We start from the raw sequence: 26,014 nt of genomic DNA, 5'->3' as shown, positions 1-26,014 counted from the left end.
GCATTGAATAGGATATAAGCGGTTAGCTTGTCCTACACTATACTATATGATTTCTATATTAAAATGGTTCATCAAAAAGACACCTTATACAGGTGCCCTTTCATGAACATAGAGGTAACACTAAAACGCAGCAATAAATTTGATATCGTGGTGTCAATATCATTCTATGCTCGATATTCCCTAATATGCTTAATGGTTAATGTGTAATTTCTATATAACAAAGAAAAAAGCACCCGTTTTGGATGCTTTTTTTGTATTTAATCCTTCTTCTCTTTTACCACTAAAGAGAATACATTGTCCAAATTAACCATACGATCTCCAAATCTGAAGAATCTAGCTTCTCTTGCTTGTATAGAATTTTCTATAGCAGCAACTGTTACTGTCTTTTTATACTCAATTTCAAATTCGTGTTGTTTACCATCGACTGCTTCTATGCTTATTATAAATTTTTTCATTTACTTATTCCCCACCTCTCCCAATCTATCTATTCGACAGAAAAGAAGAATATCCTACAAAACAAAAAGCCATCACCGAAGTGACAGCTCCTGAAGGGGAAGAGAGAGAACAAATGGCAATAAGTATCTCTTCAAGCCTCTGGTATTCTAGATACTCTCAGTCTTCTCGTTTATACTCCGTAGAGTCGGCTACTTAATGTCATTTTCGCCAATGTCGAATTATAAAAGATTTATATCCAGACGCATATGTTTCTTCCTACGCCTTGTTTGAACCACACATAAAACTGAGGGGAATGTTCAGCTGTATTGGCTCAAACAAAGAGCGGAAGCTCTCTGCTCGTTTAATCGTTTAAGAAGAACAGCCTGACTTATATCGGTGATTGTCGGTAGCAATTACTAATATAATTTAGACTTTCCTTCTTTTATGACATGCAGTTCATTCAATCAAACCATCATATCCAATTGGTGCCGATCTAGTTTTAACATAGAAATCAAGAAATCCACATGACAGGCGTGATTTTACTACCTATGAGTCCACAAACGAAAGGCGGTACGCTTATACACTCAATGAGAAGTAAAATATAAATAATTTCGGGAAGCTCTTATTCCCTCCAGCCTCCGCGTCACCGAGTAACGTTATTATAATGGGAACGCTATCCCCAAAACGTATTCTCTTTTCAAAGAACTGTTTATAGGAATAGCTTATAATTTTCACGTTTTTATTTAGTCCCCCAAAAAGTTCGCATTTTGTTCGCGGTTTTCAGATGATTCCTAGCGCTGTAGCAATCAACTTAACTGCACTCTGCTTCTTCTCATAGAAGTATGTCTTCTTGAGTAATAGATCGTGATAAACATCTGAATCCTTCACTCTCTCGTTTGTCAGGAACTTCCGCTCTACAATTACGCTCATCTTCATCTAATAAATTGTTAAGTGCCTTTTCAACCTGCTGCACCTTCCATTTACTCGTGTTCCTTGAATCACGTAGTTCCGGAAACAAGCTGATTCCTTCTTGCTCCACTTCATTACTAAATCGCATCTTGAGTGCCCTGTATTCCTTTAAAATGCTCACTACTTCCTTCTGTACTTTCTTATCATCGATATCCGGTAACAAAGATAATTGTCTCTCCAAGTTGGAATCCCTCCTATTTCAAATTTTGGTTTTTATATTAACATCAGGTACGCGAAATTTTAATATCTCATTGTTGAATAAGGGAAACATGCATAGCGAGTAGCCCCCACCATCCACTCTGCATGGTTCCGTTATCCATTAAGCCTTTAATAATTTTCGTTTCTTGTTGACCATCTTCTCTTTTGTTGCTTCAATGTTATTCGTTACCTTTTTATGGTCCTGATCAAATTGAATCATGCCATCTATTACCGGTGTAAATCCTTGCTCATCGACGTATTGCAAGTAATCAACTGGTGCTCGTTCCGTCTGATCTACTAAGTACCCATAAATATCAAAGTCTGCTCTTGGTATCGACTTCTTACCTTTTGGCTGATGAGACATCCTTACATAAGATTGAATGACTGATAATGGTACCACGAATACTGACTTGTCTTTGCTAAACTCAATAAGGAAGAAACAAATCGCTCCCATCTTCTCTGCCTTCTCTAGATAATCCAATTGGTGCTGCGCAATGTTCTTTAAATCAAATCGTGTAGCATTCTCTGTAGACTTCGCTTCAAACGCAATAGCTCGTCCCTTATAAACGCCATCATAGTCCACTGTACTTTTAGCTTCATAGAATCCATTTAATACACGGCCGCCTTTACTTTTTAACACCTTCATAGGAGTTGGACACTTGTTTATAAGCGCCACTCCCCCTCTTTGATACATTTCGTTCGATAGATTAATAACCTTATCAAATGCCATTCCTTTGTTTCCTAGTCCCATAGTTATTCCTCGCTTTCTACTTGTAAATTTCTATTTCAATTGAATATGCAATATTTCATATTTTATTATTTTAATATCCTTTTATTAACTATTATTTTCTAGTTAATCATTAATATACATTGATAAATCAAAGTTTGTAATTTAATTCCTTATATTAAACCCGGAAAAAATACTTTTTAACACTATATCCAAATAACTACATTGGAATTTCTTAGTCTACACATCTATACGTGTTTTGTGTATTATATAGCAGAAGAGTAAGGTAAGAGTTACTCTTTGCCATTTTAGGAAAGGTTCTGTTGGAGACAACAGGGCCTTTTTTGTTCGAATTTCAATAAAACAATTCTTAAATTCCGTCTTATTTGAAATAACTATATAATGAAACTGATTAAATATTAGGAGTGTTATTAATGTCTGATATAATCCGTCTCTTAATTATCATGCTGCTTGCAATCTTTTTATTTTCTTCCATAATAATGGAGTTTAAAAAACCTCAAAAAAGTATGTTTTGGTTCTCAATTGAAGTCCTGTCTCTCCTCGGTGTTTTACTGCTAATAAAGGAATTTTTCATCAATCATATAACATAACCTCCCGAATAAAACTTAATATTCCGTCAATACTATAGATGACATTAGATTTTTCTCCTTGTTCCCCCTTGGAGATGAGCAGTTAGTTTTTGCTAACTGCTCTTTTATTTATGACAAAGATAAGATTCTTTAGAATGATTCTTCTTTATTTCTCAATATAAGGAGCCTTGGATTTTCATTAAAACTCCTGTAGTATATGAACAAAGAGTAAGGTAAGAGTTACTCTTTGCCATTTTAGGAAAGGTTCTGTTGGAGACAACAGGACCTTTTTTCGTAAAAGGATTATTTTGTTATGTTTTCTAACAAACTTCATTTCAAAATTTTCAGATCCAGATGAACCTCTAGACGCATACACCATATAATAATTTAAATACTTCTTAATAAAGCAGGTGAAAACTATACCATCTGTTGTTGGAAATCTGGTTGTACAAAATAGTAACGGTTCTTTCAACTTAGGCGATTTTTACAACGTTTCTCCAAAGGAAAATACGAAGGCTTATAATGGTTCAGGATCATCCAATGTTGCTTTTGTTGCCAATACCTTTAGCGGTGTTAGTGCAACAAACACATACGATTCTGATGTTGCAGACCAAAACCAAGTTGGGACAGTCTAGAATTGTTCATTTTCCTCTTCCTCCCCTGAATAAAACTCAATATTCCGTCAATAATATAGATAGGCGATAGCCAGAACTCATTTAATGAAGTCCCTAACCTTTCTCCTTTCCCCATTGGAGAACCAGCCGAGCAGTTAGCTTTTGCTAGCTGCTTTTTTACAAATACTAATTAATTTATCCAAGCACATTTTGAAAAATCCCGTATGATTTGGTGTATCCTTTCTTTTAAGTGAATGAACTCGTAACGAGAGCACTTTATTAAGTGCTCTTTTCGTGTTTCAAATACATACAAAATGAATTTTTTGTTTAAAACCATCCTTATTTTTAGCTATAGTCTTACTAACACTTTTGTGTTAAAATCCTCTAGAATATTGATCTTTATATTATTTTTTGGAGGATTTATGAATAATCAAAACAACAATGGAACAAACAACATCAGTAGACTATTGGCAATTTTTCTAATAGTATCACCACTATTAATACCTATTGTGCTCCCTACAGCTATAATTGTAGGAATAAAACAATGGATGCCTGATGACGTTGAATATCCAAGTATAATATCACTATTGACATTATGTATTGGATTTTTCATAGTAGGAATCATCTTCTCTTTAGTATTACGAGTATTCAAATTATCTGAGGAAAAGCTAAAAGAATTAGGTTTCTTAGGGTTTACAGTTTCAATTGTTAGTACCTTCCTGACGATGTATGTCGGATATTTTTGGCTAGCTAATCTTAATTTTACAACTGTGAAATTAACACCTCATGCTGTATTGATTTTTGCTATTTTATCTACGGTTCTTCTAGAGGCTATCTTTAAATTAATCGATAAATTTGATACCTCCGATGAAAGAGAATCAATAAATTAAAATTCAGCACCCCTTATCCAAGAGCACATACTCAAATGTGCTCTCTTTTATTTACTTATTAAACTAGCGTTTTTGTTCTAAATGATACCCTCATTCATTAGGACACATTTACCAGTATTTTTACCAAAAAATTCATGATATCGTTAATTAGTCGAGTACGTCATTACTTGACGATTACCCTTAGGAGCCCCGCAGACAATCGGGGTTTCTTTTATTTAAATAAGGATTTTGTTAAAATCTTACATACATTTAGCTTTTGATATATAATGGAAATATCTATATATTAGGAGTGTTAAAAATGTCAGAAACCATAATAATCTGCCTATATATTGTTTTCGGTATAAGTGCAGTATTGGGCTTAATTAAAGAATTAAAAAAGCCAAAGAAAAACCAATTTTTGATTTTATTTGAATCTCTAATTTTGATAGGAGCTATATTTCTAGTAGCTAGTATCTTCATCTAAATTACATAACGAGAACAGCGGAGCAGCTAGCGAAGGCTAACTGCTTTTTTATTAAATAACGCTTTTATTCAGTTTTGTTACCGCATGTCATCACGTTGTTCTATATAGTTCAGTAATTCTTTTGAGCTTCGTTCGATTTCTTTCGTCAAATTCGAAATGCCATTCTCTGCTTTTTCTTCTTCAATATGTCCTTCCTGTGACAAGTGAAACAGCATTTCTATCTTAGCGACCATTTCTGCCGTATACCTTGCGTAGTCTCTTACATGATTAATTCGATATTGGTTTAATCCATGTTTGTATTTCATCTCTCATTCCTCTTTTCTTAACAAAATTTAAATTCGGTCTTACTTCACTCCTATAGATCCGAATCCGTTTTCTCCTCTTTGGCCGTCCACTTCAACAAAACTCGCTGTTTTCACTGGCGCTATGACACCTTGGGCGATACGTGTACCTCTTTCGGTTTGTCCTTTAATAGTCACGCTCACTTTAACAAAATAACCAGTTGGTGTTTGTAAATATGGAACCTTTATCCCTTCCACATTTGGTAATGGAAATTCATAAATTTCGGCAGAGACATTGGGATCTATCTTCTTAACTTCAGCCCACGCACATGCCCAAGTGAGATATGATAAGTTAGCCTTTTTCTCTAATTTGTCATTCACATTTATGTCGTATAATTGTTGGAAAAGTGTTTTATCACTCATCCTATTCTCACGCCTTCACTCTGACGTAATGTAATTCCATCCCACTGCATTTCCTCTTTAACAGCTGCAAGTAATGATTTCTTATCAACCTTTGCTGGTTGTGGAACCATGTATTCCGGTGGAACTACAGCATCTAGTGCGATATCTAAGCTTGCTGGGTTCTTCTGAATACCAACTGTTACGATTGTTCCTTTGATACGCTTTACTTCTAATAAAGTCATTTTCTGATAGAGGTAATCTTTTAAGCTCTTACAATTGTTTTCTACCGCTCTCCTACGTTCTGCTAATCGCTTTTCTTCTCACTTGATAGCTTCTGTATCTGCTTCAAGGTTGCGAATCAGTAGAGCAAGGTTTTGCGCTTTATCTTGAATGCTTTCTTCAATAGCTTGTAATCTACCTTCTAATGCTGATGGACCTACACCATCCTCAATCATCATTTGTAATTCGTTATAGTTATTTGTTAAGTCGTAAAGTCTCATAGTTTATTTCCCACCTAGAATGGCATTCTTCCATACGCTTGACCTGTTAAAACTGTAATTACATAATCAATATCTAACTTTTTAAGCTTGTCCTGTTCTCAGACATCTTTTTTAATTCTTCAACCGCATGAGCCACTTGTTTAGGTAAAAAGTCTGTCATATTCTAACTCCTCCTTGTTCTTAGGAGAAAACATTTGATATAATGTAATTAGCGTAATTACATGTATTTTCTCCAAACCGTCCTAGGGGTAGGGCGGTTTTTTATTTTGTTTTGATGTTTCGCACATCGGAATATCCAGGAACCCATTTGCTAGGTGGGGGGTACCATTAGATTCCTGAATATATCAACAAGCGAAGACTTGTCCTATTGTTCATAATTCCGTAACACATATACATGAGTTCCTGTGTTACACTAAGCTCATTCGAAGAAGTCATTCGTTATTTATTGAATCAACAATTCTTAATATCCCTTCCCCTGCCCTAGCTCCCCTGCTAGGGTTTTGTGTTTTCTCTCGACTCTTTTGGGATTTCTAAAAGAGCATAGAACGTATTTCTTTTAATCGTTTCCAACAATCGAAAGCTTCATGAGGCGTATAGCCTTTTTCTTCAACTAATCTCGCTAGCCCAGTGATTATTAACTTTTGACCGAAACTACCCAAATTCAATTCATCTTTATTCATTTTCCATTCCCCTTTGTTCATAATTTCGTAACATCTATATATAAAGTTTGTATGAATTATGTGTTACACTTTGTACATTCCAAGAAGTTCTTATAGAATCGACAACTCGATGATCTTAGTACTGCCCTGCATCCTCTGCAGGGCTTCCCTCATTTATCTAGAGTTATATAATGGTACTTCACGATGACTTTCACGCTTTTATGTAACCCAGAAGATGAGAGAGAAAAAGAAAGCTTGGGAACAGTTAGAGATGTATGTTACTTATATGTAAAATAAAAAGAATGGCTAATCAAAGAAGACTACTTAACGTGACAGTCTTCTTTTTTATGTATTTGATTTTCCTTATAAGATTCATCTAGATATATTTTAAAAATATCTTCTGCTTTAATCGGAACCCCATGTTTCAAACCCCATTTCACCGCTTCCCTAACTCATTGCTCTTTCGTCATCATAAATTCCCCCTGCATCCTCTTTGTAGTTTGTTATTTTTTCCGAATATATCAATTTTTACTTAAATTAAGAAAAAAGAATTTCCCCAGAAAGCACGAAAACGAACGTACATTTTTGTCATCCGTGCTGTATTATTTAAATATTTTCTTATTCCTACACTATTATTCAGTAGTTTACATTCAAATCCTCATAAATATTGACTTCAACCAAATTACCCTGATATCCTCAAAATTTTAAACAAAAGTATACATTCAAAACAATATAAATAAAGAAATCGAAAGACTCAAAAATACAAAACTCATATTACTATTTTTATAATCTTATTATAAGACGAATATACCTCATAAAAGCATCTACTATTAATAAGGTACTGATACTCATAGATTATTGTCTGTAGTTTATTAATAAACTACAATAAATAAAATTTAAAAACTAGTATACAAGCACATACATAAATAAAAGAAATGAATATATTGACATTGAACAGTTTTAAAAATCTAAAGTAATTTCAAAAAGGAGATTAGATAATATGAGCGAACAATGTCCAATTAATGTACCTTGTCAGGTAGACGGACAAACTCAAACACCATTAAGTGATGCAGCTGCAACACCAATTCTTACTCCAGGAGCACCGATTGTAAAAATACCAGTTGTATTAGCAGAAAGAACAATTCAAATTGTTGTAGAATCTGATATTTCATTAGATCCTCCAGCAGTTGAAATTAAACGTATCTTAAAAAACGTGTTTTTAACACAATGTAAATTAGTTCCTGTAGCATTTACTCCAGTACCAGGTACAAATTACCGCCGAGTTACAAGAGCAAAATTATTTGTACAAGGATATATTCGTAAAAATATCGAATATGCAAATGATGAGTGTAATGGAGTGCTATATGATCGTATTGCAAATGTTCCATTTTCTGGTTTTGCAGATTTAACAGCAGCAGATTTTCTATCACAAGCTATAGTAGCTTCTTCCTCAGATACTACATCTCACTTTATTAATCCTAAAAATGGTGATTTACCACGTTTAGACAAATACTTCTTCGAAAATACAGTGTTTTATAATGAACAACCATATTGTGAATTAGTAAGCGCTCAATTTTTCGAATTAGACTTTTCCCCTTGTCCAACAGATTTAAACGAGCCATTTGATACACTTCGCGAAAAAATTGTACTAGATCTTACTTTAAAAGTTTTACAAGTACAACAAGTACAAGTTTAAAATAAGAGGACTTCTTTTTATTCAAAACCAACCTAGGTGAACTACTCGCCACTTAGCAAAGCTTGAAGTGGGAATTACTTTATTTCCAAAAACTAAGGGTTTTGAAATCTTTTTATAAAAAATAAAAAAGGTAAAGGGACCAATATGTCCCTTCACCTTTTCCTATACATGCATTGCTAATTTAAATTCAAGCCATATGCCTTGAGTCAAGTTTATGTTTGTAAATCTTTGCACCAGAGTCGTTTCCGTACCCCCTATTGATTCACTTCTTTTGCTACAAGAGCAGCATAAGCTTCTGCACCTATTTTCGTTAAATGTACGCCATCTGGTTCAAAGTACGCCTTATTTCCAGCACTTGCTGAATACCAATCAACTAACACCACATTTTTGTAAGATGATGCTGCTTCTTTTAGCTTCTCATTCACCAACGATTCCCACGGACGTGGTACCCTCGTATTGATTAATATAATTTTACGTTCATTCCCGATTACTTCTATTAATGATGCTAATTGCTCCTTGGTAAAGGCTCCATTTGTACCTAATCCAATAATGACATTACTTCCTAAATTCCCCTCATTCTTTAGCTGTTCCACAGCAGGGATTGCCTGTGACATTTGCCGTCCTATTTTCGCATCAATCCTAATATTAGGAAAAGCATTTTTTAAATACGGAGTAATATCAATCATGATTGAGTCCCCTACAGCTGTAACTGTTAGAGGATCTTTAGGCTGTGCGGGATTCTCTTCTTTTTGTTCTTCTTTATTCTGAGGTGGTTCATCGGCTGGTTTTTCCCAAACTGCAACTGGATGTTTAGCCTGTTCTTCTTGCACTGCTTCCACCTTATCTTTTTGAGTATTCTCCTTTTCTTTACTAGCTGTTGTTAATCCAAAAGTAGCTATCGAAGAAATGAATACTGCACATATTAAAACTAACTTACAACTTAAAGTTAAGTTTCTTATTTTCAAGTTCTTAATCCGAATATTCTTCAATGCGCCTTTTCGGATTGGATTTTCAATAAACTTCCACGAAATTTGTGCAACAATTATAATAAGAAGAAATTGAAGAATGGCTCTTGTAAACGAAAACTCCCCAGTATTTACCTTCGGAGTCGTCAATGTAATAATCGGATAATGCCAAAGATATATCCCATATGATCGTACCCCCATCCAACGCAGTGGTCTAAATCTCAAAAATTGTGCGATTCTGCTAGCCGGATGAGCGAGGTTAGCGACTAACAAGGCAGTAGCAATTGATAAAAGAACCATTCCCCCACGGTATAGAAACGGCTCATATTGATTCGTCTTCCAAAACATAGTGAGAATGATGATAAGAGCAACTCCCCCAATGATATCAAGAATAAGACGTGCTTGCGGAATAATTTTACTCGCAAGCCTACTGCTTGGCCAAATTAAGGCAAGTGCCGCTCCAATTAGTAAAGAAAAAGCCCGTGTATCAGTACCGTAATAAATTCTACTCGGGTCAGTGCCTGGCTCATATAGGATTGCCATTGCTAAAGCGGAAGCAATCGCTCCTAGACAAATAAATAAGATCATGCGTGATTGTTTTTTTATGTAATAAAACCCCAAACTAATGACAAATGGCCAGACCACATAAAATTGTTCCTCAACAGCTAACGACCAAAAGTGATTTAGCGGGGAAAGCTGACTAAAGCTATCAAAATAAGATAATTTATGATAAATATACCACCAATTACTAAAATATAATAAAGCAGCTAGTGAGTCTCCTCGCATTTTTACAAGTAAAGAACTATGAAAAATTGTAATCCATGCTAAGGTGACGATGAGCATGATAAGCATTCCAGGAAGTAATCTCCTTGCCCTACTGAGCCAGAATTTCTTCAAATCAATTCTCTTATTATTCTTCCATTCTATAGCCAGAATATCTGTAATTAAATAACCGGAAAGTACAAAAAATACAGTGACACCTAAAAATCCACCGGGCATCCAATTAAAATTGATATGATACAAAATAACACCTAGTATGGCTAGGCCCCTTAGACTGTCCAATCCAACCATATAGCGACTATTTTTCTTTAATGGTTCGGGCATTCGCAGTCACCCCCTATATTCATCTAAAAATTCTGCAAATACTTTTACTATAAAAACCTATTAATTTCATTCCCTCTAAAAAGTATGAACTATTTCCAAAATATAAAGATTACAAAAATATTACAAAACTCATTAACAAATAAACTTACTTTTTATGATTAGATACACAGCAACTAGAATTTTATCACGTTATCTAGTTTCATAAAATAGTTTTATACATAAACCTTTAGGTTCTGGTGCAAATATAATCAAATTTGAAAAAAGGGCAATAGATTTTGTTAGGAATCTACTGTTATACAATGAAACCGAAGAGAGTATTGAGGTTCTGGTGCAAAAAATACTGTCATTGTGTACACTGAAAATATTCATAAATAAAGGACGTGTACGACAATGAAAAAACCAGTGGATTTTAAATGGAAGCATTATGAACCGGAGATTATTCTATTAGCAGTTAGATGGTACCTCCGGTACAGTTTAAGTGGTTCTGGTGCAAAAAATCTCTTAAACTTGGACATACTGATACTATCAATCTAGAAAAGGGATGGTGTTCAGTGTGAATAAGTAAAACTCGTTCAAATGGAAGCACTATTAGCCTGATATTATTTTGCTAACAGTAAGATGGTACCTACGGTACAATCTTAGTTTTCGTGATTTAGTGGAAATGATGGAGGAGCGAGGTCTGTCCATTGCTCACACTACCATCATGCGATGGGTACATCAATATAGCCCTGAGTTAGACAAACGAGTTCGACGCTATTTAAAGAAAACCAATGATTCTTGGAGAGTCGATGAGACATATGTAAAAGTCAAAGGGAAATGGATGTACCTGTATCGTGCTGTGGATTCTGAAGGAAATACCATCGATTTTTATCTGAGCAAGCATAGAAATGCTAAATCAGCCAAGCGCTTCTTGAAGAAAGCCTTGGCTTTCTGTCATTCCGTAACACCTCGAGTGATTACAGTCGATAAGAACTCAGCATATCCTGTTGCTATGAAAGCATTACATTAAGAAAAAAGCATGCCGATAGGTGTGAAGTTGAGGCAAATTCGGTATTTAAATAACATTGTGGAACAGGATCACCGCTTTATCAAGAAACGCATACGTACTATGTTAAGTTTAAAGTCCTTTCGGACTGCCAAATGGATCATTGCTGGGATTGAAGCCATGCATATGATGAAAAAAGGACAAACCTCTAAAGAGAAGTCTGTCCAAAATCAAGTGAACCTCATTCATCAACTATTCGGTATTCTAGCATAAAAGCGGATTCCGTTAAGAATCTCTTTACTTCTTTATATCTTCAAAAAATGTTTGCAACAGAACCCCTCATAATCCAATTCAATCTCATAACTACTTGTTCCAAAATGACTATTTGTTTATTAACGCCATCACGATACTCATCACTGTCAATTCTCAAAAAGCCATTTCGGACTCGTTTTAAATTAGATAGTCTTCGTTCTGAATCGTTTATGAGCTGTTGAATTTCTTCACACTGCCAAAATCACATACGGTGTTATACACTCTTTTACATTAGAAATCTCTGTCCAAAGAACACCTTTCGCACTTTTCACTATAACCTTTCATATATTGTATTATGCTTGTCTATCACGTGAGATCGTTACTCACGTTATCTGGATTACAGAAAGGAGTGAAAAAATGTTCTCATCTAGTCATAGATTTTCTAACTTTAATTGTGAAGCACAAGCAGCTAGTACACTACCTGCCCTTGGTTTTGCCTTTAATGCTACTGCACCTCAATTTGCAACATTATTTACGCCACTACTATTACCTAGTACAAGCCCAAACCCAAATCTTACTGTTCCTGTAATAAATGATACAATTAGTGTTGGAACCGGTATCAGAATTCAAATAGCGGGTATTTATCAAATCAGTTATACATTAACAATAAGCCTTGATAACTCTCCTGTTGCACCAGAAGCAGCACGCTTTTTCTTGACACTAAATTCACCAACTAACATTATTCCAGGTTCAGGAACCGCAGTCCGTTCTAATATTATTGGCACTGGTGAGGTAGATGTGTCCAGCGGTGTCATTCTTATTAACTTAAACCCTGGTGATCTAATTCAAATTGTACCCGTTGAAGTAATTGGTACAGTAGACATTCGCGCTGCAGCGTTAACAGTTGCACAAATTCGTTAATAAAAACACAATGCTACCCAATCAATATTTAACTTTTCTCCTGCTCCCAGAACATATCTATATATCTTTTCTACTAAAATAGTGTTTTGCGGATTTGTCACACACTTAAATCGACCAAGCATATTTTATTGTATGTTGACCATCCGGTCATACAAATCTACGCTTTCATAAGAGCATACTTATATGTATGCTCCTTTTATTTGCTATTCAAATAACGCTTTTATAAAGAATTATTGAGGCATATTCATCGCCTTTTTTCATATATTAAAGTGTCAAAGAAAAACGAATGGAGGATACAAGTGACAAACCAACACATTTACGACTTCATTATGAAATATGCTCGAGGACCTCATTTCCATCAAGATTTCCCCATAATATTATTTTGGAGTCAAAAAAGCGGATGTACTTCACTTGCTCATAGGTTTTTTTATCAAATCAACTTGTTTAAGGAAGCAATAAAGTATAATCCATCCATTCATCCATAATTACGAATATGATATATACAAAAATTCAGCTTACTACTTTACAGGACTAGCTAATGCATTAAATACAAACGAAAAGCAGACATATAAACTTGTAAGAAATCCTTATAAAAGAACAGTAAGTTCATTCCTCTCTCTAATCGCTCCATTACATATTGAACATCCAGAATGGAAGCCAATCCGACGCTTTTTATACCACGATGAAAATTGTAATAAAAAAATCTCCTTTAAACTCTTCCTATATTACTTAAAAGCACATATGACAAATTTAGATGAAGTGAACCCACACTATGTGCAGCAATATATACAAGATGAGGAACGCTATGTGACCGACTATATATATTTAGAAAACTTTTCTGATGAAATTGCTAAAATAGAAGACATTTAGGGGTTGAAAAAATCTCCTTTAGACTTATTAACCAAATCATGGCACCATCAAAGTGGGCGTACTATTTTCGAAGGAGATTATGTGGATGCTGACATTACTGATCCTTTATTTCCACGAATCCCAACATATAATAGTTTTTATGACACTGAAACTATTCAATTAGTTGAAGACATTTTCAATAAAGATTTCACTACATACCAATACCCTCTAACCCTCCTTTAAGAACTAAACATTTTCTTAAAAGCTCTTTCATATCAAGTAACATTTTTATAAGGAGGTTTTTTTATTAATACTACTTTAATTTCCCATTTCTACAATGAAGAGTATCTACTCCCATGGTGGTTAATGCACCACACAAAACTATTTGATCACGGTATTCTTATTAATCGCGGATCTACTGATCGTTCAGTAGAAATATGTAGATTATTTGCACCTCATTGGGAAATCCGCAATTCAAAAGTCTTAGAGTTTGATGCCTTATTAGTTGATCAAGAAGTTATGGAAATCGAAAAAGAAATTACAGGCTGGAAAATGGTATTGAATACCACTGAATTTCTTTGCTGTTTTGATAAGGAAGCATTTTTTTCATCTCTTGCTACTTTAGGGCAAAACATGTATGCCATTAGGACTATTCTGATGGTGGATGATCCTACTCACGGTTATACCAATCCAAGATACGGAATTCCCCTTGTCAAACAGCGTTATCATGGGATAATACTCCACCCTAATCCACCTGCCCCTTAATACGGTGGTAGATTACTACACAATTATTTGTATGGTAACTATTGGGCAGGGCGGCATTGGTCACCTCATCCATTTATCGTTTACATGTATCCTGCTTTCGTTTTAAAATTCTTTTACAGCCCGTGGAATAAAGCTATGAAAAAGCGAAAATTACAAATTGGCCCTACTCTTTCTAAACATAGCATCCTGCATGACTTAGGTACTCATCACCTGGCAACACTAGATAAATTAGAAAAAAATTATATACACTTTACAACCTCAACTACTGATCTTCGGTTAATCCCGGAATATCAAGTTTTATTTCCAGATTTAAGTCTTCCTAACTAGTAATACATCAAAAAACATTTTCAAACTTTTCATACACACAAAAATCCCCTTGCACTTATAAATCATCATATTACTGTAATTATCCAGATAACGATTTTTTTTAAACTTTACAAAATTCACCTACCCTATTAATGAGTTGCATGCTATTTTTACTTATAATTGTAAAATTTCTTGTTCATACCTTTTAGAGAAAACATCTTATGCCATTTGAATCGACCTCCAGCACATGACATTTGTACAGCCGTTCCTATAAAAGGAACGGTCTAATTTTATCTTCGTATTTCCCTTTTCGCTATTTATTAAACTAACGGGCAAGATATGTTAATCAATTCGCGAATACTTCAAATAATCATTAGCAAAGATTCTGCATGAACCATAAAAAATGGTACCCTTAAAAAAGTGAAGGGGCGGCATAGCCTTATGAGACTAGGACATATAATGATTTTCGTCAATGACATGACAAAGGCGAGATGGTTTTATTCTGAATTGCTGGGTTTAAAAACATTGTTAGAGCAAGAAAATAAGCTTGCATTTGCCCTTGACGGCTGTCAGCTTATAGCTTTTAAATGTGAAAAGACCAAAGAAATTGGAGATTATTCAAACGAGGCTAGAACAGTTTTGGTGTTTGAGGTCGTATCTGTTGAGCAAACTTATAAGGAACTGAAGGAAAAGGGTATTCAATTTTTGCATGATAAACCTACTCAAGGGCGATATGCTGCTTTCGTTGATCCGTTTGGTAACGTGCATGAAATCGCTGAATCGTTCGGATGAGTCCCACGGCAACAATTCTTTCTTTTTCGGGCCATTTATAAAAACCTTTAAGACGATATGATAAAACCGTGATTTAAAAGTATATAGAGTTGAAATATGTAAAGAGAAGCCCTTTAAATATGTTCCTTAAACTTATTTTTATCACCGTTTATATGTGTTCTGTAAACAAATGTTGTTAAAATCACCTCAAAAAGTTAACGGAATTCCAGTTCTGTTAACTTAAAATGACGAGTGGTCCCTAAAAGCAGTAATCTTTGCCGTGCCCCTTATAGAATAAAAGTGTCCTAGCAGTTCAAGATATTGATCCCTATTGTTTGTATTAAATTAGTTTGTTTTGCCTATAAGGGGTACCGCCACATCGCTATCAAGCTAATAAAAAGAAATGCCCTCAAAACGAAAAAAAGGTTCTTTTTCATACGTGTCTAAACCTCGTGTGATAACAGTAGATAAGAGCCCTGCCTATCCTGTAGCGATGCAAGAGTTGAAAGAAGAGAACCATATGCCTGAAGGCATAAAACTAAGGCAAGTTAGATATCTTAATAATATAGTGGAACAAGATCATCGTTTTATCAAGAAGCGTGTGCGTTCTATGTTGGGATTTAAGTCGTATAAAACAGCAACTTCTATATTGAGTGGTGTGGAGGCCATGCATATGGTCAAAAAAGAACAAATTGATTTTTAGGACCAGTCTGTCCAAAATCAGAATATTTTTATCAACCAGCTGTTTGGATTAACTGCTTAACAGGTGATTCCGTTAGGAATCCTTGATTCTTTTTTATTTATTATCTTTTTGCACCAGAACCATAGATTACCTTATATCGCTACTCTATGTATGCAGAATTACATATCAACCTCTATTGAAAATAATCCTCGTTGTAACTATAATGGTTTCAGGATGTTTTATTTTCACTTCCTTTTCAAATCTCACAATATATTAAAGGAGGAACTAGCATTATGAAAAAAGTTATTTTAGCAGGGGCACTAGGAATTGGAGTACTGTCAGGTATGAATTTACCAGGGGCAGAGGCATCAAAAGCGAGTGCAGCAACTACGAATTTAGAAATTCAAGAAGTTACAAAATATTACTCTATGAGTTCTTATGAAGTGCCTCAAAAGGAAACATTTAATCTCAATAAAGGAGAAGAACTTACAGTCTTTGTACAAAATTCTGGGTTCCCAATTTCTTATACGGTCTTTGATGCAGATAACCAAGTAATTGGCACCTACAATGCTAATTCACCATATGGTCGAGTATTCAAAGCACAAAAAAACGGTAATATTTCTGTACAATTTCAAGCAGGTGTAAATTCTTCGTACATGAAGAAGATGAATTTCACAGCTAAATTTGCAGTTTCTAAGCTTAACTAACAATCAAAATTTCATTATCCTCTTTCAAAAAATTAAAAAGGTATATCCTTTCAACAGGATATACCTTTAACTTTAGTGAATTTTATATCGACCTGATAATTGTTCTTGCGCCATACGAACTAAACGTTTTGTAATTTCTCCACCTACTGAACCATTCGCTCGTGCTGTTGAATCCGATCCAAGGGTAACACCAAACTCCTGAGCAATTTCATATTTCATTTGCTCAATAGCACTTGCTGCAGCTGCTACTAAAATTTCATTTGAATTATTATTTTCACGAATTTGCATTCCTTACACTCCTCCACTGATTTTAGTAATATTATGTTTCATTTACGAAAAAATATGTAAATAATCTCCAAAACAAAAAAAGACACCTTAAGATGCCTTTTTTCAATATGTTCATGTAACGCTTAATTTGTTTTTAATTGTTAAAGCAAGTAAAGGGTCCACTGAAGTACTTTCTTCCTCATGATATACAGTTACTACAATGTTCTCCAATGTAATCATAGTTCAAAGATCTGTGCTTTTATAAGTCTAGAATTCCCATAACTTCTTTCGTAAATAGCTTAAAGTCTTTTAGATGTTTTTCAATAATTTGACGAACAATATCTAAGTTTACACTTTGATAATCATGAACAGCAATATTTCGAAACCCAACCATTGCTTTTAACTTACTTGCCAGTTCTGTACTAAGTAGATCTGCATCAACCAACAAATCAAATGCCTCTCTACTAGATTGAGGTAGTCCCAACTTCTTCCCTGCAACAATATGCATTGCTAAATCAATACTTGCTTCGCATGCTCTTTGAATATTTAATATTATAGAATCTTGCTTTGTATAATCCTCTAAATTATCAGGGTTATTTCCATATACCTCTTGAATTCTTTTTATACAACGCTCTATTGTAGAAATTTTATTCAAAATAACTTCATTCTTCATATATAGAACCTCTTTTCTTTATATCCTCAAATACGATTTTGCGTTCCTCATTCAATTTTGAATACATTTTTAAAGTTTTCATTTCAAAAATTGTTTTTCGCTCTTCATCCGAACAAAATATTGTCTTTCCTGTATGTATAATTTGAGCTTGGAAAACTGTAGAAGCTTCTGATAAATCAACTAAATCAACATCTCTATGAACAATATCCGCTAACTCCTGTGCTAATAAAAAACGTTCATAATTCCCTAATTTTATGTCACTTAAATAAGCTATATCAATGTCACTATCATCTCGTTCTCTGTCCTCTGCAGTGGATCCAAATACAATTATCCAATAGGGATTCACGGTCTCTTGTAATTTTTCTATAATAGCTGTAATCATGCTTTGAAAAATCATTTAATTCATCCCCCCTTATTATACTTGAATTTTATTATATCATAACCATTACCCAATCTTTTAAGCTGCACAACTACATAATTAAATTAAACCTTCTTGACGCTTAAAACACTTTATAGTTATAGATTTTTTTGCTAGAAGAATCCCATTGCAGGACTTAGGCCGCTTTTAGTGATAGGATTAAGACCTAATGCTGTAAACAGAAAATTTAAAGTTCTTGTAGGTATAAACCTTATATCATTATTTAAAATGTAATAACTACACAGATTTATAAACCTTTATATTTTCCTCATTTAAATACACCAGAAAGGTGTTAGAATCATATCCAAAATTATATATGGAAATATAGTATGTCATAATGTTATTTCATTTTTGAAGTTTTCTTTACAAAATTCTTAATTTCTTTTAATGTTTTTCCACTAATATTATCTTTGATGGTTGAATCTATTTCATTTTCAATATAAAAAGTTTTCTCATTAACCTTTGTTTCAAATTTATATTTGTTTTTATCCCAATTTATTAGATTACTTTTTAGGTGTGCGATATTCACTAAATCAAATTGAATCATAAAAGGTTCTAAAGCTGGATAAAAATGTCCAAGTTTACTATTCTCTTTTAAAAAAACTATATATGTGTCACCAGATTTAGGTTTTATATACAATGGATCTTTATTTTTCACTTTTTTTGTAAACACTTTCGTAGCACCTTTCAGAATTATTCCATTGTCATCAATAACTTCATTACTTTCCTCTAATACGAGACTTTCTGAGTATCTATGATTTATTAAAATTTTATTCTCTACAGAGTCCCCTTTTAAAATTTCTTTGACATGAAAATTAAACAGATGGCCTTCGACATCTTCACCTTGATTCTCATATGATGAATTGTTTGCCATATTCCATTTAGAGTGTAAACCGTCATATTCACCTAGTACAATTACATCTGATTCTTCCACCATTTCACTTAAATGATTTGTAGTTTTGAATGTCTTACTTAATACTATAGTTTCAGAATTCGATGAAACATTAGACATTTCTGCTATGTCTGTATTTGACCAAATTGTTTTACCAATAATAATTAAAAAAGTAAATATTAATAAACATAGACTCCATTTCATTACTTTATGTTTATACATTATAATAACGTCTCCTTAAAAGAAATTTTTTATGCCATTTTCTCAATATAAAATATTCGAAATTTTTAAAAAATATTAATCCAAAACAAGAGAATGATGCTATAATTCTCTTGTTAAAAATAATCTTTGGAGGGATAATATGAATTTTAGAAAAGGGGTTACTGCATTTTTATTAGGTAGTGTATTTGTCTTTTCCAGCGTTGGAGTTTCAGAAGCTTATGTAAAAGAAGGATGGAAGCTACCTTCAAAATCAGCTACATATAAGTGGGGAGACAGATTAGACGATGGCTCAAGTATCATTAAATCCGGTTGGCAAGCTGCAGATTCAGCCTGGTACACTGCTTCTCGTATTAACTTTACAGTTTCTTCTTCTTCTGTGAACAAATTAAACTCTTGGTTTGAAAGTTCCTCTACTTATTATGGAAGAATGAACACTACTTATAATACATCCACTAAAAAAGTAACGAAATTCGCTGGTGATATTAATGCAGGGAATACAAATATTACAAAATCTAATGTTGCTAAAAGTACAGGAGTTCATGAGTTTGGTCATGCAATAGGAATAGGTCACAACAGTGGCACTTCAATTATGAACAGCAATCGTAATCGTACTACTATGCATGTCCCTCAAACTGACGATAAGAATGGTGTAAATGCAATCTATTAACAGAAAAAGGAGATGATTTCTTAATGTTAAGTAAAAAAGCAAAAACTATAGTAATTGCAATTCCTTTGGCTGCAGTGATTGGTTTTGGAGGATATTCAGCATTTAATAGTCAATTCTCCATTGTTGCTGGCGAAGATAAGAATGCTGAAACTGTCATTCTCAGTAAGGATTTCCCTGCCACAAGTGATTTAAATCAAATGATTAATGAAGCTGATCTAGTTGTAATTGGTGAATATGAAGGTCTTGACTCTAAGTGGAATATGGCACGTAATCCAAGTAATCCATCAGAAGAGGATACAGAAAATTATGTTGAAGGACATCTATATAATTTCAATATTTCCGAAACAATTAAAGGTGTGACTGAAAATAAACAAATAAAAATCAATCATCGTTTTGCTGAAACTGTTAAGCTTGAAGATTCTAATGCAGTTGTTGCACCAGATGGCACAGTTACAAAACAAGCTACTAAGGTAACTACTAAAGAGGTTCAAAATAAGGATCCTTTATATATCGAACCTAAAGTTAATAAAAAATATATGATGTTTTTGAAGAAAGATCAATTATTTGGAAACTACTACGGAGCAATTGAACCATTCGCAATTACTTTTGATGAAAATAACAAAGCTGACCTTCAAACAAACATAGAAACTATTAATGAAAGTAAGATGTCTTCCAAGGCACAAATTGCAGGAAAAACAATTGTATTGAAAAATGAAATACATGAAACTATTACTGACAATATTAGCGGTAAGACCCTTAATGAATTAAAAGATCAAGTAAAACAAAATGTTAAGTAATAACCATGACTTATAATAATTTGTCCTAATTCATAAGATAGTTAAAATTAATTTATAAAAGTTGTCACAAATTAAATACAAATTATCTTGAACCACCCCTACTTTCACTTCGTTTAGAATTTTGGGATAGATGTCAGGAAATAATAAAAAAAAGGGCTTATCTTTAAGCAACCCTTAACATAAGCCCTTCCTTCTATCTAATTATTAAAACACATTCGTTTCTATCACTATTTACAGCAATTTCAATTGCAATAGATTACCTATTTCAAATAGCAAAGACTACAAATTAGGTGAAAAATTGAACGTTTATGCAGTTGGTTGGACTGCACTATTACCACCAATTTCCGTTATGCATACAATTGAAAAAGTAGCCCATTTCTAAATTTAGAATGAGGCTACACTGAAAGTTATTTAATTTTTGATATAAGACACTTCACCTAAAATATCCACTGTAGTACTTTCCTACTCATATAGTTAAAAGGCTCTTATGCTACTACGCATAAGAGCCTTTTTGACTAGTATCATAAACAACTAGTTATATAAGAATCCTGCAACAGAAAATAACAAAAAAGAATTACTTAAAGTATAAGTTACATTCTAATATTTTATTGTTGATAACTGACGGTATCATTATACAGCTTATTTAGAAGAGTCATGTACATTTCGAAGAAGTTCTTCAATAAGTATTGTTTTTTCATTCACCTTTGTGGCATATGTGAAATCACCATAACAATATGGATACCTAAAATTATTTTTATTTCCACCACAAGTGTACATCGCTGGGTTTTGATCAACTTTCATCTTAGAAAACTTTTTGGCCGAATCTTCCGAGTGTTGTTTAACTTCTTGACTAGCAATAAAATCAATATACCCTGGCCCCATATTATAGCTTTGAATAATTGTATCCATGCTAACATCTTTTTCCGTTCCATATTTGTACATTTTAGCAAAGTGTTTTACCCCTTGTTTAATGCTCAAGCTTGTCTCTTGAATTTCATTTGGCTTTAATCCAAGTGATTCAGATGACTGCATAGGGTCGTTTCCCTCACCTCTACTCTCTTGGTACATAATTCCTAATAAAACTGCTGTTTTCCCTCCTAAATTATATTTTTCTAATTCTTTTTTCAAGGTAGGGTCATATTGCAATACACGTTTTTCGGTAGCGAGCGCTTTATTTTGTTGAATATTAGTTTTATGATTAAAATATAGTATTCCAAGCATTGTTCCTAAACCTAAAAAACTAATAAAGAATAATATAATAATTTGTTTTTTACTCGTATTCTTCATATATTCCTCCTCGTATAAGAAATTCCATTTTTCAATGGTGGTTGGTTATTTACAAAAGATGTAATAATCATCTATTTCCCTGCCCCTTTTTAGACTCAAATTTATTTCTTTTAGGTTTAAAGTTTAATATAGAAATTTAAAAATAAAGTAAAGATAAGATAAAGAAAAGATAAAGTGCATTTTTTAGAGTACTTTAAAAAGATATTGGTACAAACGGATATGTGGGACAACTTGTTGATATGAATGGATATAGTGATAATGGAGAGGTTATTGTACAAGTTATTAATTATGGAGATATCATTCCAGAAGAAGATTTACCACCTTCTAACAATCAGCATCACACACGGCTTAATACATTATCAAAAAGAAAAAAGCTCTGCACTATGCAGGCTTTCTTTATGATTCCACTGTTAAATTATTCATAAAACTTTCTATAGAATTCGCCTGGAATATACGGAAATAAGGAGATTGAACGTCGTAATGTTTGTCAGTAATGATAAGGATTGAAGGAAAGAATTTAGAAGCTTTCGGTTGCCAATATTCATTATGCCATTCTTGGCTATGGAAGTATAACTCATATCTATTTATCTTATCTTGCATTAGCTTTTTACTGTACACTGACTTTTGAACTTCAATAAAGAATGGCGATCTACGCCATATTGTAAAAGCATCCGGCTCCATATATTCTTTCCCATACTTTGGTTCAACTTCGAATAGTTTAGGATTTTCATAATGAACGAGTTGTTTGTATACGTCCACAATACCAAGGAAATGAGGAATTTTTTGACTCGTTTTTCTGATAGAACTGGGTTGCGGAAAATAAATGTATGGGTGCTGCAATACGTTAGCATCAACATGACCATCTCTTCTTAATCGTTTCATAACTGTATTACAACAAGTTACCGCATTCTTTAAGCCTTGAAAATGCAAGTCAATAATATCGTCACGGGACATGCATCTAAATCGATTCAAATCATTCAAAATTCCTTTATCTCTACTCTTCATCATCTAACACCCCAAATAACGGAATTTCTTCTTGCGATGAATTCTGGAGTATTTTCTCCTCTTTAGACATGCGATATGTTTCAACAATTTGTTTCGCCTTACTTAATTCCAAATAAGGAGCTTGCACTTTCTTTAATCCATTTCGTTTTAAAATCATTTGGCCCGATTGCTCTAAATACTCTGAACCAGGAGTACCCATGATATTACTATTAATCACACTATCACATTTAAAGCCGATTCTTACAGTCATATTAAGTTTCAACTTACCATCTAACACCTTGGCATCTGGCCTCTGCATACTAAGCATAAGAAAGACTCCAAGTGATCGCCCGACTGCTGAAATCTTTTCAATTGTAGCCATACACTCTTTTTCATCTTTAAGCATAGCCACCTCATCGATAGCAAGTAGAATATATGATTTTTGATGATTAGGATTTAATTTGTTGTACGCATCAATATGATCAACTTCATATTCTTCCATAAGTTTTCTTCGTTCTCTGATTTCCTTCCATAACTTTTGAAGCATTATTTTCATTTCAATTTCTTCCATACAAACTTCTTTCACATGCTTCACTCTACGCAAAAAATGAAATTCAGAGTTTTTTAAGTCACCAAGGTACAAATACAACTTTTCAGGAGACATATATTGAATAAGTGTGGATAATACAACACGTACCATACTACTTTTCCCGCTTCCCGTTTCTCCTGCAATTAATAAGTGCGGTGAATTGGAATCAATCATATCGTATGCAATCATCTTTCCGAATTGGTCCCTACCGACCACAACAGGTAAACGGTACCCTTTTAATAGTGGCTGCCATTCTTTATAACAATAATTGTACGGTTTTAGCCCAGCATTCGAACGGAATACATGTAGGACAAATTTTTTCACATCACCTTCAATCGTAATATTACGTCCTAATATTTGTTGGAAACAAAACCACTTCTTTTCAATCTTCTGTGGATCTAATCCGTTGGGTATGGTAAATACATATCTCACGCTTTCTTTTGAAGAAGAAATATTATGTACCTTTGGATAAATAGGTACTTTCCCCCCGCGTGTTTGATGTTCCATATATAGACCTGCTTTTCCAAATACCTCTATAAGTTGATTCCTTAACCTTTGTGTATGAAGCCACTTCTTTATCAGTTTCATATACTCCCCCCTAAAACATGATTACGATGCGAATAAATACATATCCAATCAAACAAACTCCACCAATTCGCATGCCGTGATAAATTCCTTCACTTACAAATTTAGCTGCGGATATATAGTCATGTCGTACCAAATATTTTTCTAACATGACTGCCCCGATTAAAACCGTTCCCATTACTCCTAATGCAATGTAAGTAGTGAGTACCTGATTCGACATATGAAGGAATGCAAAAGGACTTAATGAATTATATTTACGTATTTTTTTTTCTTTATCTTCGTATGACCGATTCATAAACTCACGAAAAGAAATTGTTTCCTTCCTATCACGCATTTAAATGCCCCCTCTATAAACAGAATGAACAAACTAGATAAATATAGGGTTTATACGCTTATTACCTTGATAGCAGTATCTTGACTGTTAACGTGGTAGATACTTTGCTAGTACAAAGGCTAGTTGATTTGGTATCTACTTTGGTAATAAGTTTGCTAGATACCATGGTGGCCACCTTGATACATCATATTGCTTGGGGCTTGTACATTATTAACACTTTTGTTTAAAAAAATCATGCTTTGGTAAAGATGTGATTAATAGAGGATTTAAGAATAGGAGTGTTCACAATGTTTGGCTTGGGGAAACCATTATCAAAGTTTGGTAAATTTTTAAGAAGAAATAATATTACTCAAACCGAATTAAAGGAATGGAGTGGAGTAAATCAAAATACAATTAGTCGTATTTCTCGTTCAAATACATACAAACCTTCATTAGGGAATGGTCAAAAACTAATTAGGGCCTTAAAAAGAAAAGGTTACGGCGTAGACTTTGAGGATTTCTGGATGTAATAATCAGCTCGATAAACCGAGCTGATTATTTTTTGAGGAATTCATCATTCTTTTTGATTTTTTCAATACCGGTTTCTCTTTCATAAGTAAGAAATAGATTCAAAAACATTTAATTTAGATTTTTGGGCCTCGCTAGCTTATATAAAATTTCCCCACCTAAATCCATATAAAAGATCACTTTGATATTTATGTATACAGAATTTATGAGTGATACATCAACTAGAATGAACACAATTTTTCTAAAGGTATCACAAACTGAACCACAACTGGACAATTAAAATTAAAAGAACATTTTAATTCTCAAACTAAATATGGTGAAAGTAGAGGCTTGCTTCAATTGTTTAAAGTGAAACTAAAAACCTACCTTGAGGATATGAGGATTTAAAGTGCACTCGAATAACGTTCTTTTATTTGAATTTTCATAAAACATTTTTAAAATTCCGTGCCATTGGAAATACCTATATAATAAAAATAATTAATTATTAGGAGTGTCATAAATGCCTGATGTAATCCGTCTCTGTATTGCGATAGTCATTGCCTTATTTTTATTTTCCTCCATAATAATGGAGTTTAAAAAACCTCAAAAAGATAGTTTTCGATTGAAGTCTTATCTCTCCTTGGAGTTTTACTGCTAATAAAAGAGTTTTTAATTAATCATATAACATAATCTCTTGAATAAAACTCAATATTCTGTCAATATTGTAGACAACATGATAGTTTCTCCATTCCCCCTTGGAGATGAGCAGTTAGCTTTTGCTGGCTGCTCTTTTGTATTTTTCTTATCCAGTCTTTAATTGGCAACATTTTTTCTGTATATCCAATTTCATCAATCAAATTCATATCCTGGTAGAATCTTAAAAACTAATGTTTTTGAGACGTTAGCCTTTCTCTATTTTCGTTCGTTGAGTTCGTTTGTTTTTTTGTCCCCATATAAGCTACCCTATTCCTAATCAAATTAAGAAAGTGATAAATCCTATCCCGATGATTTTTAATATAGCTTTCAAAACAATTTCACCCAATCCGTTCATCATATAGCCATCATCCTTATCTTTCCTTAAC

General features: G+C 33.5%; 23 protein-coding genes and 8 pseudogenes. 14 read left to right on the top strand and 17 right to left on the bottom strand.

All coding sequences use genetic code 11. The features are described 5' to 3' along the window. Positions 1–257 precede the first annotated feature (257 nt). From ACE38F_RS27040 to ACE38F_RS27030, 3 genes and pseudogenes are all read right to left on the bottom strand, one after another. A complete protein-coding gene (locus tag ACE38F_RS27040; RefSeq protein ID WP_002069589.1) occupies positions 258–455 on the bottom strand; it encodes a hypothetical protein in 198 nt (65 codons plus the stop codon). A 760-nt stretch (positions 456–1,215) separates the two neighbouring features. After that, positions 1,216–1,585 (bottom strand): annotated as a pseudogene (locus ACE38F_RS27035) (ArpU family phage packaging/lysis transcriptional regulator). Between the two features lie 138 nt (positions 1,586–1,723). Beyond that, positions 1,724–2,353 (bottom strand): Holliday junction resolvase RecU, encoded by a 630-nt coding sequence (locus ACE38F_RS27030; RefSeq protein ID WP_375371325.1) that lies wholly within the window; start codon positions 2,351–2,353, stop codon positions 1,724–1,726. Positions 2,354–3,338: 985 nt separating this feature from the next. On the opposite strand from ACE38F_RS27030, the gene ACE38F_RS27025 reads away from it, so the two are divergent. Together ACE38F_RS27025 and ACE38F_RS27020 are read left to right on the top strand one after the other, a co-directional pair. Next, entirely contained in the window at positions 3,339–3,554 is a 216-nt protein-coding gene (locus tag ACE38F_RS27025; protein WP_002161752.1) for a spore germination protein, read from the top strand. 401 nt (positions 3,555–3,955) lie between these two features. Continuing rightward, entirely contained in the window at positions 3,956–4,423 is a 468-nt protein-coding gene (locus tag ACE38F_RS27020; RefSeq protein WP_375371326.1) for an epimerase, read from the top strand. Between the two features lie 540 nt (positions 4,424–4,963). Here the strand turns inward: ACE38F_RS27020 and ACE38F_RS27015 are convergent. From ACE38F_RS27015 to ACE38F_RS26995, 5 genes and pseudogenes are all read right to left on the bottom strand, one after another. Continuing rightward, positions 4,964–5,191, bottom strand: a complete 228-nt coding sequence (locus ACE38F_RS27015) for a hypothetical protein (protein WP_002187359.1) — start codon at positions 5,189–5,191, stop codon at positions 4,964–4,966. A gap of 39 nt (positions 5,192–5,230) precedes the next feature. Next, entirely contained in the window at positions 5,231–5,548 is a 318-nt protein-coding gene (locus ACE38F_RS27010; protein ID WP_462782504.1) for a Sak single strand annealing protein, read from the bottom strand. A 38-nt stretch (positions 5,549–5,586) separates the two neighbouring features. Continuing rightward, a pseudogene (locus tag ACE38F_RS27005) lies at positions 5,587–6,069 on the bottom strand (siphovirus Gp157 family protein). Between the two features lie 73 nt (positions 6,070–6,142). Beyond that, complete coding sequence (locus ACE38F_RS27000) at positions 6,143–6,229, bottom strand: hypothetical protein (RefSeq protein ID WP_372421388.1); 87 nt, start codon at positions 6,227–6,229, stop codon at positions 6,143–6,145. A 332-nt stretch (positions 6,230–6,561) separates the two neighbouring features. Further along, a pseudogene (locus tag ACE38F_RS26995) lies at positions 6,562–6,749 on the bottom strand (hypothetical protein). 979 nt (positions 6,750–7,728) lie between these two features. Between ACE38F_RS26995 and ACE38F_RS26990 the strand changes: the two are divergent. Continuing rightward, entirely contained in the window at positions 7,729–8,424 is a 696-nt protein-coding gene (locus tag ACE38F_RS26990) for a CsxC family protein (RefSeq protein ID WP_063225943.1), read from the top strand. A gap of 254 nt (positions 8,425–8,678) precedes the next feature. Here the strand turns inward: ACE38F_RS26990 and ACE38F_RS26985 are convergent, their stop codons facing one another. Continuing rightward, positions 8,679–10,493 (bottom strand): acyltransferase family protein, encoded by a 1,815-nt coding sequence (locus tag ACE38F_RS26985; RefSeq protein WP_063225942.1) that lies wholly within the window; start codon positions 10,491–10,493, stop codon positions 8,679–8,681. A gap of 598 nt (positions 10,494–11,091) precedes the next feature. Between ACE38F_RS26985 and ACE38F_RS26980 the strand changes: the two are divergent. From ACE38F_RS26980 to ACE38F_RS26950, 7 genes and pseudogenes are all read left to right on the top strand, one after another. After that, positions 11,092–11,751, top strand: a pseudogene (locus ACE38F_RS26980) (IS6 family transposase). A gap of 396 nt (positions 11,752–12,147) precedes the next feature. Next, positions 12,148–12,651 carry an exosporium protein ExsF gene (gene exsF / locus ACE38F_RS26975; protein ID WP_002187365.1) on the top strand — a complete coding sequence of 168 codons (504 nt, stop codon included), beginning with the start codon at positions 12,148–12,150 and terminating at the stop codon, positions 12,649–12,651. Positions 12,652–12,980: 329 nt separating this feature from the next. Further along, positions 12,981–13,743, top strand: a pseudogene (locus ACE38F_RS26970) (sulfotransferase family 2 domain-containing protein). 123 nt (positions 13,744–13,866) lie between these two features. Further along, positions 13,867–14,592 (top strand): annotated as a pseudogene (locus ACE38F_RS26965) (glycosyltransferase family 2 protein). 420 nt (positions 14,593–15,012) lie between these two features. Further along, on the top strand, positions 15,013–15,363 hold the full coding sequence (locus ACE38F_RS26960; RefSeq protein ID WP_375371328.1) for a VOC family protein: 351 nt from the start codon (positions 15,013–15,015) through the stop codon (positions 15,361–15,363). A 415-nt stretch (positions 15,364–15,778) separates the two neighbouring features. Beyond that, positions 15,779–16,045: pseudogene (locus tag ACE38F_RS26955) on the top strand (DDE-type integrase/transposase/recombinase); the annotation flags it as partial. A gap of 272 nt (positions 16,046–16,317) precedes the next feature. Then, positions 16,318–16,731: a hypothetical protein gene (locus ACE38F_RS26950; RefSeq protein ID WP_375371329.1), complete on the top strand. Its 414-nt coding sequence runs from the start codon at positions 16,318–16,320 to the stop codon at positions 16,729–16,731. Between the two features lie 72 nt (positions 16,732–16,803). Here ACE38F_RS26950 and ACE38F_RS26945 read toward each other — a convergent pair whose 3' ends face one another. The 4 genes from ACE38F_RS26945 to ACE38F_RS26930 all read right to left on the bottom strand — a co-directional run bounded on the left by ACE38F_RS26945 (position 16,804) and on the right by ACE38F_RS26930 (position 19,203). Continuing rightward, positions 16,804–17,019 (bottom strand): small, acid-soluble spore protein, alpha/beta type, encoded by a 216-nt coding sequence (locus tag ACE38F_RS26945; RefSeq protein WP_375371330.1) that lies wholly within the window; start codon positions 17,017–17,019, stop codon positions 16,804–16,806. 238 nt (positions 17,020–17,257) lie between these two features. Then, positions 17,258–17,671 carry a type VII toxin-antitoxin system HepT family RNase toxin gene (hepT, locus tag ACE38F_RS26940; protein ID WP_000787552.1) on the bottom strand — a complete coding sequence of 138 codons (414 nt, stop codon included), beginning with the start codon at positions 17,669–17,671 and terminating at the stop codon, positions 17,258–17,260. Further along, the gene (gene mntA, locus ACE38F_RS26935; RefSeq protein ID WP_078178644.1) at positions 17,661–18,068 is read right to left on the bottom strand and encodes a type VII toxin-antitoxin system MntA family adenylyltransferase antitoxin; all 408 of its coding nucleotides are present in this window, start codon (positions 18,066–18,068) and stop codon (positions 17,661–17,663) included. Before mntA ends, hepT begins: the two co-directional genes overlap by 11 nt. Before the next feature lie 361 nt (positions 18,069–18,429). Continuing rightward, positions 18,430–19,203 carry a hypothetical protein gene (locus tag ACE38F_RS26930; RefSeq protein ID WP_375371331.1) on the bottom strand — a complete coding sequence of 258 codons (774 nt, stop codon included), beginning with the start codon at positions 19,201–19,203 and terminating at the stop codon, positions 18,430–18,432. 139 nt (positions 19,204–19,342) lie between these two features. Between ACE38F_RS26930 and ACE38F_RS26925 the strand changes: the two genes are divergently transcribed. From ACE38F_RS26925 to ACE38F_RS26915, 3 genes and pseudogenes are all read left to right on the top strand, one after another. Next, on the top strand, positions 19,343–19,870 hold the full coding sequence (locus tag ACE38F_RS26925) for a matrixin family metalloprotease (protein ID WP_002162058.1): 528 nt from the start codon (positions 19,343–19,345) through the stop codon (positions 19,868–19,870). A 23-nt stretch (positions 19,871–19,893) separates the two neighbouring features. Then, positions 19,894–20,667 carry a cardiolipin synthase gene (locus tag ACE38F_RS26920; RefSeq protein WP_375371333.1) on the top strand — a complete coding sequence of 258 codons (774 nt, stop codon included), beginning with the start codon at positions 19,894–19,896 and terminating at the stop codon, positions 20,665–20,667. Between the two features lie 253 nt (positions 20,668–20,920). Beyond that, positions 20,921–21,049 (top strand): annotated as a pseudogene (locus ACE38F_RS26915) (DUF3221 domain-containing protein); the annotation flags it as partial. A gap of 257 nt (positions 21,050–21,306) precedes the next feature. Here ACE38F_RS26915 and ACE38F_RS26910 read toward each other — a convergent pair. The 4 genes from ACE38F_RS26910 to ACE38F_RS26895 form a co-directional block, all read right to left on the bottom strand. Next, on the bottom strand, positions 21,307–21,954 hold the full coding sequence (locus ACE38F_RS26910; protein ID WP_375371334.1) for a lysozyme family protein: 648 nt from the start codon (positions 21,952–21,954) through the stop codon (positions 21,307–21,309). 396 nt (positions 21,955–22,350) lie between these two features. After that, entirely contained in the window at positions 22,351–22,926 is a 576-nt protein-coding gene (locus ACE38F_RS26905) for a replication-relaxation family protein (protein ID WP_375371345.1), read from the bottom strand. Between the two features lie 22 nt (positions 22,927–22,948). Continuing rightward, positions 22,949–24,115, bottom strand: coding sequence for an FtsK/SpoIIIE domain-containing protein (locus ACE38F_RS26900; protein WP_375371335.1), 1,167 nt, complete (start codon positions 24,113–24,115; stop codon positions 22,949–22,951). A 10-nt stretch (positions 24,116–24,125) separates the two neighbouring features. Further along, entirely contained in the window at positions 24,126–24,446 is a 321-nt protein-coding gene (locus tag ACE38F_RS26895) for a hypothetical protein (protein WP_375371336.1), read from the bottom strand. 287 nt (positions 24,447–24,733) lie between these two features. Here ACE38F_RS26895 and ACE38F_RS26890 point away from each other — a divergent pair, with 287 nt between their 5' ends. Beyond that, positions 24,734–24,955, top strand: a complete 222-nt coding sequence (locus ACE38F_RS26890; RefSeq protein ID WP_375371337.1) for a helix-turn-helix domain-containing protein — start codon at positions 24,734–24,736, stop codon at positions 24,953–24,955. Positions 24,956–26,014: the final 1,059 nt, after the last annotated feature.

The sequence above is a fragment of the Bacillus altaicus genome, from assembly GCF_042136375.2.
Lineage (GTDB): Bacteria > Bacillota > Bacilli > Bacillales > Bacillaceae_G > Bacillus_A > Bacillus_A cereus_U.
This window is presented reverse-complemented; position numbering and strand designations above follow the sequence as displayed.